This window comes from Bacillus sp. FSL K6-6038 (genome assembly GCF_038050455.1).
In the GTDB taxonomy this organism is placed as follows: domain Bacteria; phylum Bacillota; class Bacilli; order Bacillales; family Bacillaceae_G; genus Bacillus_A; species Bacillus_A pseudomycoides.
The window spans coordinates 5200012-5212835 of sequence record NZ_JBBOUH010000001.1; the positions used below are offsets into that span (position 1 = coordinate 5200012).

General features: G+C 36.6%; 14 protein-coding genes and 1 pseudogene. 9 read left to right on the top strand and 6 right to left on the bottom strand.

The features are described 5' to 3' along the window. The first annotated feature begins 418 nt into the window (after window positions 1-418). Entirely contained in the window at window positions 419-1084 is a 666-nt protein-coding gene (locus tag NSQ40_RS27340) for an RsfA family transcriptional regulator (protein WP_003202411.1), read from the top strand. 179 nt (window positions 1085-1263) lie between these two features. Here NSQ40_RS27340 and NSQ40_RS27345 read toward each other — a convergent pair. Next, window positions 1264-1485, bottom strand: a pseudogene (locus tag NSQ40_RS27345) (lipoprotein BA_5634 family protein); the annotation flags it as partial. A gap of 41 nt (window positions 1486-1526) precedes the next feature. Here NSQ40_RS27345 and NSQ40_RS27350 point away from each other — a divergent pair. Continuing rightward, entirely contained in the window at window positions 1527-2372 is an 846-nt protein-coding gene (locus NSQ40_RS27350) for a lipoate--protein ligase family protein (protein ID WP_098158867.1), read from the top strand. A 32-nt stretch (window positions 2373-2404) separates the two neighbouring features. Here the strand turns inward: NSQ40_RS27350 and pta are convergent, their stop codons facing one another. Continuing rightward, window positions 2405-3376: a phosphate acetyltransferase gene (gene pta / locus NSQ40_RS27355; protein WP_003202407.1), complete on the bottom strand. Its 972-nt coding sequence runs from the start codon at window positions 3374-3376 to the stop codon at window positions 2405-2407. Window positions 3377-3756: 380 nt separating this feature from the next. On the opposite strand from pta, the gene hemQ reads away from it, so the two are divergent. The 4 genes from hemQ (at window position 3757) to gerQ (ending at window position 7052) form a co-directional block, all read left to right on the top strand. After that, window positions 3757-4500 carry a hydrogen peroxide-dependent heme synthase gene (gene hemQ, locus NSQ40_RS27360; protein WP_006096706.1) on the top strand — a complete coding sequence of 248 codons (744 nt, stop codon included), beginning with the start codon at window positions 3757-3759 and terminating at the stop codon, window positions 4498-4500. A 193-nt stretch (window positions 4501-4693) separates the two neighbouring features. Next, window positions 4694-5974, top strand: a complete 1281-nt coding sequence (locus tag NSQ40_RS27365) for a D-alanyl-D-alanine carboxypeptidase (protein WP_258248474.1) — start codon at window positions 4694-4696, stop codon at window positions 5972-5974. Between the two features lie 191 nt (window positions 5975-6165). Then, window positions 6166-6588, top strand: a complete 423-nt coding sequence (locus tag NSQ40_RS27370; protein ID WP_003202402.1) for a cell wall hydrolase — start codon at window positions 6166-6168, stop codon at window positions 6586-6588. Window positions 6589-6614: 26 nt separating this feature from the next. Then, window positions 6615-7052, top strand: a complete 438-nt coding sequence (gerQ, locus tag NSQ40_RS27375; protein WP_003202400.1) for a spore coat protein GerQ — start codon at window positions 6615-6617, stop codon at window positions 7050-7052. A 35-nt stretch (window positions 7053-7087) separates the two neighbouring features. Here the strand turns inward: gerQ and NSQ40_RS27380 are convergent, their stop codons facing one another. The 3 genes from NSQ40_RS27380 to NSQ40_RS27390 all read right to left on the bottom strand — a co-directional run bounded on the left by NSQ40_RS27380 (window position 7088) and on the right by NSQ40_RS27390 (window position 8807). Further along, complete coding sequence (locus NSQ40_RS27380; RefSeq protein WP_003202398.1) at window positions 7088-7456, bottom strand: DUF423 domain-containing protein; 369 nt, start codon at window positions 7454-7456, stop codon at window positions 7088-7090. Window positions 7457-7520: 64 nt separating this feature from the next. Beyond that, entirely contained in the window at window positions 7521-7808 is a 288-nt protein-coding gene (locus NSQ40_RS27385) for a YwdI family protein (RefSeq protein ID WP_018764884.1), read from the bottom strand. Between the two features lie 6 nt (window positions 7809-7814). Further along, window positions 7815-8807 (bottom strand): potassium channel family protein, encoded by a 993-nt coding sequence (locus NSQ40_RS27390; protein ID WP_141521849.1) that lies wholly within the window; start codon window positions 8805-8807, stop codon window positions 7815-7817. 94 nt (window positions 8808-8901) lie between these two features. Between NSQ40_RS27390 and NSQ40_RS27395 the strand changes: the two genes are divergently transcribed. From NSQ40_RS27395 to NSQ40_RS27405, 3 genes are all read left to right on the top strand, one after another. Further along, window positions 8902-10185: a purine/pyrimidine permease gene (locus NSQ40_RS27395; RefSeq protein WP_003202393.1), complete on the top strand. Its 1284-nt coding sequence runs from the start codon at window positions 8902-8904 to the stop codon at window positions 10183-10185. Window positions 10186-10604: 419 nt separating this feature from the next. Then, entirely contained in the window at window positions 10605-11426 is an 822-nt protein-coding gene (locus tag NSQ40_RS27400; RefSeq protein WP_003209257.1) for a Cof-type HAD-IIB family hydrolase, read from the top strand. A 378-nt stretch (window positions 11427-11804) separates the two neighbouring features. Next, window positions 11805-12098: a DUF3817 domain-containing protein gene (locus NSQ40_RS27405; protein ID WP_098100863.1), complete on the top strand. Its 294-nt coding sequence runs from the start codon at window positions 11805-11807 to the stop codon at window positions 12096-12098. Window positions 12099-12139: 41 nt separating this feature from the next. Here the strand turns inward: NSQ40_RS27405 and NSQ40_RS27410 are convergent, their stop codons facing one another. Then, a complete protein-coding gene (locus NSQ40_RS27410; RefSeq protein WP_003202387.1) occupies window positions 12140-12817 on the bottom strand; it encodes a uracil-DNA glycosylase in 678 nt (225 codons plus the stop codon). Between the last annotated feature and the right edge of the window lie 7 nt (window positions 12818-12824).

Consider the following 12824-nt stretch of genomic DNA (forward strand, 5'->3'; position numbering starts at 1 on the left):
CAAGTACATTTAAAAATAAACACTAAATGGTATTTTACCGCTCTTTGAAGGTTGATGCAAGTTTTCCTCTGTACGATTCATTTCTAATATTTTCTCGTTATCCCTCTCTTTATAAGCACAATTCATCCACATATATAAGTACAAATTAAAAAAACGATATAAAAACCTTTCTTTTTAGGTAGGAGAGAGCATCCGGCCATGCATAGGCGCGGTCTCCTGCCCCATGCCAAGTAAAAACAAAGAGAGAAAACGAGTGCATCTTCATAACCGCGACTTTTATGTTAGAAAATCAAAATGGATTTGTATAGAAATTCTTCTTTATCAAAATCTACCATATTTTTAAAAGCTTTGTATAAAAGCAATTTCTTTTGTCCATTATAAAAATAGGAAGTTTATAAAAAGAAAGGGAGTTGAATCTATGAAAGTAAGACAAGATGCTTGGACAGACGAAGATGATTTATTACTCGCTGAAACCGTACTACGTCATGTTCGAGAAGGAAGTACACAATTAAATGCATTTGAGGAAGTTGGCGATCAGTTAAATCGCACATCAGCTGCTTGTGGTTTTCGTTGGAATGCTGTCGTTCGTTATAGCTATGAACAGGCGCTGCAACTAGCAAAAAGACATCGAAAAGATAAAATGAGGGCTGCTAGTGGTGAACATGCGAAAAAACGCCTGCTTTATACGCCATCAGCTTCAGCAGTAATTACAGTCGATGAAGAGCCAGTCGTAAATAACACCGTTCCACGTTCGGAACCAGCTGTATCTAGTACCTCTATAACAATGCAAGATGTAATTTACTTTTTACAAACGATAGGGTCTTCAAGCGTAAAAGTAACAGCTCTTGAAAATGAGAATGTGAGATTGAAACAAGAAATTAAGGCGCAAATGCTTCGAAATGAAGAATTAGAGAAGAAACTAGAAAAGCTAGAACAACAATCTAATACAGTACAAGAAGACTACGAAACGCTCATGAATATTATGAACCGTGCTCGTAAATTAGCATTAATGGATGATGAAGAGCAAACGCAAACCTCATTTCGCATGGATCGAAACGGTAATTTAGAAAAAATTGCAGAATAAAAAGGATGCGATGAACGCATCCTTTTTATTTTGATTCAATCATATAAGCTTCTTCTATATAAGTACAAATTGAAAAACCGACATAAAACCTAATCTTTAGGTGAGAGAGAGCAAGTGCAGGTCACCTTTTGTTCTTCGAGGCAGCGACTTATATGTTGAAAAATCAAAATGAATTTATATATTTTAGACTCTCTCTTTATATCTGGGAAATCTCTTTTTTTCGGATTTCCTTTACATGCTACTACCCCAATTGTTTTTACTGACTGACTAATTGTTTGATATGCTACATCGCTTACGATTGCGTACATATCTGCATATTTACGTGCATCGCCAATAATTACATTACCTTCATATTTCATTTTCTTTCCGTCAACCACTACATCATTTTGCTCCATGTTTGCTATAATAAAGATTGTCATTTTATAGATAAGGGGTTAGTTATATGAGCAATTCCCGTTCGATTTTATCTCAACCAGAGTGGCGTATCGTGGATCAGTCTAGTTTAGGCCAGACTTTTCATGCTCTACAGTCATTTGCAATGGATGATACGCTATGTACAACAATCGGAAATGGTACATCTGCTTCAGCAATGCGCTCTTGGGTTCATTACAATACAATTGTTCTTGGCATTCAAGATTCTCGCCTTCCTCATTTAAATGAGGGGATTTCCTTTTTAAAAAAGAACGACTTCCATGTCATTGTCCGCAATTCAGGTGGTCTTGCAGTCGTACTTGATGAAGGGGTTTTAAATATATCACTTCTATTCCAAGAAACAGAAAAAGGAATTGATATCGATCTTGGATACGATACGATGTGGCATTTAATTAAGGAAATGTTAAAAGATTACGATGTCGATATCGAGGCAAAAGAAATCGTTGGCTCTTATTGTCCAGGTAGCTATGATTTAAGTATTCGTGATCAAAAATTCGCAGGTATTTCACAGCGCCGCATTCGCGGAGGGATTGCCGTACAAATTTATTTATGTGCTACAGGCAGTGGCTCCGAACGCGCGGCACTTGTTCGTGATTTCTACAACTTAGCAATTCAAGGAAAAGAAACAAGATTCACGTATCCTGAAATTGTTCCAAGTACAATGGCCTCATTGTCTGAACTACTTGGTGAAACGATTACCGTTCAAGACTTAATGATGCGCCTGTTAAAAACATTACAGCATTTCGCACCCAAATTAACACCATCACAATTAACAGTTGATGAAGTTCCTTTGTACGAAATGAATTTACAACGTATCATCGATCGCAATAATAAAGCACTTGATCTCGAAAAGTAATAAAAGCCCCGCTATATAGCGGGGCTTTTTAATTATAGTGCTTGAGCTGCTGTAATTAAAGCTAGCTTGTACACTTCTTCTTCGTTACAACCGCGAGATAAATCGTTTACTGGCATGTTTAAGCCTTGTAAGATTGGTCCCACTGCTTCAAAGTTACCTAGGCGTTGTGCAATTTTGTAACCGATATTACCAGCTTCTAAGCTTGGGAATACAAATACGTTAGCATCACCTTTAATAACAGAACCTGGTGCTTTTTTCTCAGCTACAGATGGTACGAATGCAGCGTCAAATTGGAACTCACCGTCTAATGTTAATTCAGGAGCCATTTCTTTCGCAATGCGAGTTGCTTCTACAACTTTTTCTGTTTCTGGAGATTTCGCAGAACCTTTTGTAGAGAAGCTTAACATTGCAACACGTGGATCGATGCCGAATAACTCAGCAGTTTTCGCACTTTCAATACCAATTTCAGCTAAATCTTGGCTGTTTGGTGCAATATTGATTGCGCAATCAGCGAATACATATTTCTCATCTTCACGTACCATGATGAATACGCCTGAAGTTTTTGTAACACCTGGTTTTGTTTTAATGATTTGAAGTGCTGGACGAACTGTGTCAGCTGTAGAATGAGCTGCACCACTTACTAAACCGTGTGCTTTACCCATGTATACAAGCATTGTACCGAAGTAGTTTTCGTCTTTAAGGATTTTACGTGCATCTTCTTCTGTCGCTTTCCCTTTACGGCGTTCAACGAAAGATGCTACCATTGCATCCATTTCTTCATATGTAGCTGGATCATAAATATCAACACCTGCTAATGTTAAGTTCATGCTAGCAGCTTTTGCACTAATTTCCTCTTTATTCCCAACTAAGATTGGCTTTACTAACTCTTCTTTTGCTAAACGCTCTGCAGCGCCTAAAATTCTTTCATCAGTTCCTTCAGGAAGTACGATAGAAATACCTTTTCCTTGAACTTTTTCTTTTACTGCTGTAAATAAATCGCTCACGAATAAACCCTCCTACAAATGTTAAAAAAACTCTACTTTTAAGAATACTTCTTTTCATCTATATTTTAAACTTATAGCTCTTAAAAAATAGGTAAAATAAAAATGATTATATTTTCATAAAATTCAGCATGGTTAATTTGTTATAAAACATTGATGAAAAACCTTTCTTTTTAGATGGGAGAGAGCATCCGGCTATGCGTAGAAGCAGTCAGGAAATTTTTCCACCCCATGCCAAGTGAAAACAAAATGGATTTATACATATTCTCTTCCTAGCATTTTTAAAATGTGACAATTTTATGCACCCAAGCTTTACACAGGTGACTTTAAACCTATATATGCTATAGTTAACGTGTAAAATATCATTAACTGAGGTGAATAGAATGAGTGAAGCAGCAAAAACGTTAGATGGTTGGTATTGTTTACATGATTTACGTTCTATCGACTGGGCAGCTTGGAAAACATTATCTAGTGACGAACGCGGACAAGCAATGTTTGAATTTTTAAACGTCATCGAAAAATGGAACAAGGTCGCATCCTCAAAACAAGGTAGTCATGCAATGTATACAGTCGTTGGTCAAAAGGCGGATATTATGTTTATGATTTTACGTCCAACAATGGAAGAATTAAATGAAATTGAAACAGAATTAAATAAAACAACATTAGCTGAATATATGGTTCCTGCATACTCTTACGTATCTGTTGTTGAGTTAAGTAACTACCTTCCAGCTGATGAAGATCCATACCAAAACCCTCAAATCCTAGCACGCTTATACCCTGAATTACCAGAAGCAAATCATATTTGTTTCTATCCAATGGACAAGCGTCGTCAAGGTGATGATAACTGGTACATGCTTCCAATGGAAGAACGCAAAAAACTTATGTACAGCCATGGTAAAATTGGTCGTCAATATGCAGGTAAGGTACGTCAAGTTATTACAGGTTCTGTCGGCTTTGACGATTACGAGTGGGGTGTAACGCTATTCGCTGACGACATCCTTCAATTTAAAAAGCTTGTATATGAAATGCGCTTTGATGAAGTAAGTGCTCGCTATGGTGAATTCGGAACATTCTTTGTTGGTAACATCTTACCACGCGAAAAAGTAGCAAAATTTTTATACGTATAATACAAAAAAGGAACGAAATTCGTTCCTTTTTCTTAATATCCTACCAAAACCCTTCAAAGTCCTCTTTTTTCGTCAAATTCAAACAATATTAGACAAGAACTCGTCAAATTCCCTGTTAAATTATAACCTTCTTATATTCAAAATTATGCTAAAATGGTACGAGCTATATGCTAATAACGATGCGAAGGTGATAATGTATATGAGGAAAATTTTATCTATTTTACTAGTGTTTCTATTGTCATTTTCTTCCTTAGTAGTAACAACCTCCCATGCAGAAGAAAAAATACATATAGAAGCGGCGGCGGCCATTCTGTTTGATGCAGATACAGGAAAAATACTGCATGAGCAAAATCCAGATGAATTACTAGCTATTGCCAGCATGTCAAAACTTATTGTTGTTTACTCCGTTTTGGAAGCAATCAAAGAAGGAAAAATAACATGGGATACAAAAGTAAACATCTCTGATTACGCTTATGAAATTTCCCGTAATAATGAATTCTCTAACGTTCCTTTCGAAAAAGGACGACAATATACAGTTAAAGAATTATATCATTCTATTATTATCTTCTCTGCAAATGGATCCAGCATTGCGCTTGCTGAACTTCTTGCGGGAAGTGAAAAAAACTTCTTAAACCTTGCAAATGAACACGCAAAAAAACTAGGGTTAAAAAAATATAAATTTGTAAATGCTACCGGATTAAATAATGCTGATTTAAAAGGAAAACATCCGGAAGGAACAGATCCGAATGGTGAAAACTCTTTATCAGCTCGCGATATGGGTATTCTATCAAAAACAATTATTACAAAGTATCCAGAAATATTAGAGGATACAAAACAAAGATTTAGAAACTTTCCAGATAACCATCCAAAACCAATTCGCATGGAAAACTGGAACTGGATGTTACCAGGTGCTGCTTTTGCTTATGAAGGAACAGATGGTTTAAAAACGGGAAGTTCAGATACAGCTGGGTATGGATTTACAATTTCTGCAAAACGCGGTGACTTACGTCTTATCTCCGTTATTATTAAAACAAAATCAATGGATGAGCGCTTCACAGAATCACGTGAATTAATTGATTACGGATTTAATAACTTTGAAAAACAGAAATTAAAAATAGATAAAAATAATACAATTTCTGTTGTAAAAGGAACAGAAGATACTGTAACTGTGAAACCAGAAAAAGAGATAACGGTAATCACAAAAAAAGGAAGTAAACCACCTTATACAATTTCTACTGAGGCAGATAAATCACTTTCCAAAGATGGAAAAGTAGTTGCACCAATCAAAAAAGATGCAAAAGTAGGCTCACTCGTTTTAGAATCAACTGATCAATACGGTTTCTTAGATGGAAGTAAGAAGATGAAAATCGCTGCAAAAACAACAGAAGAAGTAGAAAAGGCAAATTGGTTCGTATTAACAATGCGATCAATCGGTGATTTCTTCTCAAATATATGGTCAAAAATATTTGGATAATAAAAGAGCTGGCATATTGCTAGCTTTTTTATTATGTTCAAGTGCATTCAATACTCATATCATGCTAAAACTTTGTTTGGTTGTCATATCTGAGTCCTTTTCCTCATACGTATGAACTAGTAATTGTTCCACAATTCATCTAGAAATAAACCTCTTTCTCTAGTGCAATCCATAAAGAGAGGTGAAACATAATGGGCGTTATCAACTATACAGAAGAAGACGTAAAATTATTAGCTAGGCTGATGCGTGCAGAAGCTGAAGGTGAAGGTCAACAAGGCATGTTGATGGTTGGAAATGTCGGTGTAAATCGCGTTCGAGGAAATTGCTTAGATTTTAAACAAATACGGAATTTACGCCAAATGGTTTATCAAAATCCAGGTGGTTTTGAAGCAACGCAGAAAGGATACTTTTATCAACGAGCCCGTGAACAGGACATTGCCCTTGCAAGGCGTACAATTGAAGGGCAACGTTTTTGGCCTGCCAATTTTGCCTTATGGTTTTTTAGGCCCGAAGGTGCTTGTCCACCAACTTGGTATAATCAACAAAATTCAGGCCGTTTTAAAAAACACTGCTTCTTTCAACCATCCGCCGGGGATTGTCCAGCAGTATATTAAGGAATGAAAACGAGGAGGGACTTGTAATGGCACAGCAACAAAATCCATACTATGGAACAGGTTTTTATCAACCTTCAGGGGGATATATGCAACCACAACAACAAATGACGCCGCAGCAGCAACAAGCTATGCAACAGCAAGCTATGCAGCAACAAACTGCTCAAGCACAACTTGCAGTATCTCAAGGTATGCTCCCACTAGAGCAATCATATATTGAAAACATCCTTCGCTTAAACAAAGGAAAACCAGCAACTATTGTTATGACATATGAGCGTGGCAGTTCACTTGGCACACAATCCTATACAGGTATTATTGAAGCAGCTGGACGTGATCACATCGTCATCAGCGAACCAAAATCCGGAAAAAGATTCTTACTACTTATGATTTACTTAGATTATGTAGAATTCCCTGGAGAAATCACGTATTTACCTAGCCAACCAGCAACCTATGCTCCAAGACCATAAAAAAAGCTGGCATTTGCCAGCTTTTTTTTTTGTCTTTATAATCCTTTTACAACTGCAGTTCCTAGTAAAATCCAGCCTACAATAAACGCTACACCACCAAGTGGTGTAATCGGTCCGAAAAACTTAATCCCCGTCGTACTTAATGCATATAGACTTCCAGAGAACATAATAATTCCCGCTACCATAAACCAGCCTGCTGTGCTTACAAGAGAAGATTGAATCTTATCCATTAATAACGCAACAACAAATAATCCTCCAGCATGAAACATTTGATATGTAACACCTGTTTTCCAAACTTCTAACATTTTTGCAGAAACCTTATTTTCTAAACCGTGTGCACCAAAAGCACCTAACGCGACAGATAACCCGGCTGTAATACAGCCCAATAAGAAGAAAATTTTCATTGGAATTCCCCTTTTTTATCTTTATAATAAGAAATTTTTACATATTAGCCAACCAATTTAGCTTTTAGAAATCAAATAACGAATTACCATTTGCACCATCTTCTTTTATATAGACAGGTTCTCCAGAAACCGCCGCAATCGGTTGAACCGTCATCGTCGGATGTGGTGTTATAACTTGTGATTGTAGCCTTGGCTCTACATATGCAGAAGTTTCAACCTGTTCATCTAATAATAAATCACATAAAGCACGAACCACTAAAAGATGTTCTTTTGCCTTTCGTCCTTCACTATTTTTTGCTTTCGCAACTTCATTTGCCATTTTATTCAAAATTTTATCGCTCGATATTTGCATTCCTAATCACCTCGTACTTTGTAGTTCTTTCTCAAATTGCCCCAGCTTCTCTACTGGACCAAATACTATTATCATATCATGTTCTTGTAATTTTTCCTGCCCTGTTGGATTATGAATAATATTTCCATCTCGTAAAATCGCTAAAATTGTAACATCAAATTGATTTCTCACATTGCTTTCTATCAATGTTTTTCCAATTAAAAAAGACCTTTCGCCAATTTGAACTTCCTCTATTGCAAAAGCCTGATCTGTTCCATAAAGTACCGTATCAATATAATGAACCGTTAACGGATTTGCGATTCCTTTTGCAATATGAATTCCAGCCATACTGGATGGATTAATAACTTTATTGGCACCAGCACGGCGTAATTTCCCTTCCGTTTCTGGCTTTTCAGCTCTAGCCACAATTTTAATTGTCCTATTTAATCCTCGCGCTGTTAATGTAATAAATACATTTTCAGCATCATTCGCAACAATTGCTACTAAGCCAGCAGCCCTTGTAATCCCCGCCTTACGTAACACCTGATCTTCCGTGGCGTCACCATGTACATATAAAAGCTTCTCTTTCTCTAGTACTGCTTCTTCTTTATCAACAACAACAAATGGAATATTCTTTTCCTGTAATTCGTGTACAACTTGAAGTCCTACTCTACCACAACCACATACAATAATATGATCTTGTATTTGCGCTATTTGTTTGTCCATTTTCTTCCTCCGCACTGCATGAAATAAATTCCCCTCAATAATCATTGCTGCTACTACCCCGATTGCATATGTAACAATTCCTACACCAACAGGAATAATAAGAAGCGCAAAAATCTTCCCAGCTTGTGTTAATGGAACTGCATCTCCATACCCAACCGTTAATACTGTAATCATTGTCATCCAAAAGGCTTGAAACAAACTAATCTCTTCTATCATCATAAATCCGATTGTTCCAAGAACTACAACAAAACACATACATATAACTGCAATCCATAATTGCCTGCGTGCATTCATCTCATTCTTCAACTCTTTTCTCTACTACAATCTTTGCCAGAGGAAATGAAATACATATATACTAGAAGCGGAATCTACGAAAGAGGTTGATATAATGAAAACATTTCTTTCTGCCTTGCAATGGGCATTATTTATTTTGGCCGGTAGCCTCATTGTACCAATTAGTGTTGCTGCTAGTTATGGCCTTGAAGGTGCTGAAGCAATTGCATTTGTACAACGAACGTTATTTGTTCTTGGCTTTGCTGGCCTTCTGCAAGCTATATTTGGTCATAGGCTACCGATTCAAGAAGGGCCAGCTGGTCTTTGGTGGGGAATCTTCTCACTATACGCGAGTTTAGGTGTCGTATTATTTGGATCAAATAATGAAACACTCCGCGTCTTACAATACGCATTTCTGTTAAGCGGCATCATCTGTATTATCCTTAGTATTTTTGGACTTATTGATAAACTTGTCCGTTATTTTACACCAACAGTAATTGGAACATATTTATTCCTTCTCGTTGCCCAGCTCAGCGGTTCTTTTCTAAAAGGAATGTTCGGCCTTGATGGACAACATACTGAAGTACAAGCAAACGTCTTTATTCTTTCACTCATTGTTATTTTACTATCTTTTTTTATTATGAAGCTACCTATTATTGGACAATACTCTGTTCTGTTCAGCATTGTCTTTGGATGGATCCTATTTGCATGCTTCGGATTATCTAATCCGGTTACACCGGTAACAGATATCATCCGTCTACCGTCTCTATTCGTGTTTGGATTGCCTCGTATCGAATGGAACATGGCAATTACCGTTGTCTTTGTCACACTGTTGCTCTTAACGAACATGTTGGCAAGCATCCGTGTTGTGCAAAAGGTTGTTTCTAAATATGAAGAAGGTGCAGTTCAAAATCGATTCAAACATGCCGGAATTATAACGGGCATAAATCAGCTTTTAGGTGGTCTTTTCTCAGCAATTGGACCAGTAGCTATTTCAGGTTCAGCTGGATTTATTGCAACAACAAATATTTATAAACGCCTTCCTTTCCTATTAGGGTCAAGTTTTATTATTATAATTAGTATATTTCCAAAGATTACATCATTCTTCGCCGCTATTCCTGTCGCCGTTGGATATGCTGCTATTTATCCTGTATTTGCAAGTATGATTGGTCTTGCCTTCCGTGAATATGACACCGTAGAAAATAAAGAGCGTTTATTCCGCGTCGCTGGTCTGTCTCTTTTCACAGGAATCGGGGTTATGTTTGTCCCGCCGCAGGCATTTTCGACCCTGCCACCATTTTTAGCATCATTTTTAAGCAATGGCCTTGTACTTGGTTCTATCATGGCTATTTTGCTTGAAGTTTTATTTTCCCGTTCAAAGGAAAAACAACCATCGTAAATTGGAAAACTTCCATTATTGCACTCTACTTTCAGAGTTGTTACGATAGAATTATCATGGGCAATATGCCCATGATAATATATACTAACAATACAGTAATCAAGCTCACTATATAAAATGAAACTTCCATCACCAATCAGGTTTTTGGTTTTTCACATATACATTACTGCTTTAAAAACAAAAGATGACCTGCACTCATTTTCTCCCTTTGTTTTAACTTGGCGTGGTGGCAGGAAAAGGATCTGACCGCTTCTATGCATGGGCGGATGCTCTCTTCCATCTAAAAAGGAAGGGTTTCTATCTTTTTTTCAATTTATGTACCTTTAAAGAGGTTCGATGTCTTACTATTTAATCCTCATCGTTTTGCTAGAACGAATTTCTAACAATATCAACTTTCAACAAAGAAAGGAACTTTCTATATGTCTTATAAAATGATTGTTTTAGATTTAGATGATACTTTACTACGTGATGACCATACGATTTCAGAACGTACAAAACAGGCCTTAATGACTGCTCAAGAACAAGGTGTAAAAGTTGTGCTTGCTTCTGGCCGCCCAACATTTGGTATGCGTCATATTGCAAAGGAGCTTCGTCTAGAAGAATATGGAAGCTTCATCTTATCGTTTAATGGTGCAAAAATTATTAATTGTAAAACGGATGAAGAATTATTCAGCAGTACACTATCTCCTGAAATCGTTCACAATCTATATGAAATTAGTAAAGAAGAAGATGTTTGGATTCATACGTATATGGGCGATGATATTATAACGGAAGAAAATAATCCATATACAGAAATTGAAGGAACTCTTACAGGCATGTCAATTATTGAAGTAGACAGCTTTATCACTGCTGTACAAGAACCTGTTGTAAAAGTATTAATGAATAAAGAAGCTGAACGCCTTGTAGAAGTAGAGAAAAAACTTCAAAAACAACTAGAAGGCAAACTAAGTGTAATGCGTTCAAAACCATACTTCTTAGAGTTCACAGAAGCTGGTGTAACAAAAGGAACAAGCTTAAATCAATTGATTCAAAAACTTGGTATTAAGCGTGAGGAAGTAATCGCAATGGGCGATAGCTACAACGATCAAACAATGATCGAGTTCGCTGGCCTTGGTGTTGCGATGGGCAATGCTCCAGATGACATTAAAGAAATTGCAAACTACGTAACAGACACGAATATGAATGATGGCGTTGCTAAAGTTGTAGAGAAATTTGTGCTAAAAACCGAAGTTCTTGTTTAATATATAAATTTTTCAACATACAAGTTACTGTTTTGAAAACAAAAGGTGACCTGCACTCATTTTCCCCCTTTTTTTAACTTGGGGCATGGGGCTAAAAAAGGACCTAACCGCTTCTATGCATGGACGGATGCTCTCTCCCATCTAAAAGGAAAGGTTTTTTGTACTTATATAGATGCATTCACAAAACCCATTTGAAGTCAAATACTTCAAATGGGTTTTTATTTAAATGTACGTAGCTTTGTGAAGATATTTTGAACTTTACAACATTCTCGTAGTGTAAACTTTGTTTTTGTATATAATGAAACAAAACATACTATTTTATTTGGAATAAGAATACAAATTTACTATATACAAGCGCATGTTTAAGGAGGCACTTTTATGTTATCTACACCAATCGGAAGATTAAGAGCAATTGGATTAATCGAAGGGATTTCCTTTCTACTACTATTATTTGTAGCGATGCCGTTAAAATACTTTGCGGGGTTTGCAACAGCAGTTAAAATTACAGGTATGGCTCATGGCGTTCTATTTATATTATTCATCTTTGCCGTGATTCAAGTAACAATCGTACATCGTAAGTCTATCTTATGGGCTTTAGGTGCGTTGATTGCTTCCGTTATCCCATTTGGTACATTTGTACTAGATGCAAAATTAAAAAATGAACCGCAGTGATTAAAAAAGGTAGCTAACAGAATGACTGTTAGCTACCTTTTTTATAGATTTGGAATTTGCCAATCAATTTTTTTCTCATCCATACTAGATAAGAGGTCATTTACTTTTGAAAACGGCTTGCTGCCAAAGAAACCTCGTCTTGCTGATAAAGGACTTGGATGTACAGATTCAATAATATGATGATTCGAGTTTGTAATCAGTTTTTTCTTTGCTTGTGCATGGCGCCCCCACAATATGAAAATTAAAGGTTTTTCACGTTCATTTAACAGTTCAATAACACGATCTGTGAAATGCTCCCATCCTTTTCCCTTATGAGAATTTGCTTCTCCTTGTCTCACAGTTAACACCGCATTAAGTAATAATACGCCTTGCTCTGCCCATTTCACTAAATAACCGTTATTCGGAATTTCACAACCAAGATCTGCATGCAATTCTTTGTACATATTTTGCAGTGATGGTGGTGTTTTCACGCCAGGTTGCACAGAAAAACTTAACCCATGCGCTTGATCTGGTCCATGATATGGATCTTGTCCTAAAATAACAACCTTTGTATCCTTATAACTTGTATAATGTAGTGCATTAAAAATATCATTAGCATTTGGGTATATGACATGGGTACTATATTCTTCTTTTAAAAACTGTCTTAGTTTCTGATAGTATGGTTTCTCGGATTCTGGTGCAAGTAACGGCTCCCAATCATTCTTTAAAATATGTTCCATCTCTTCA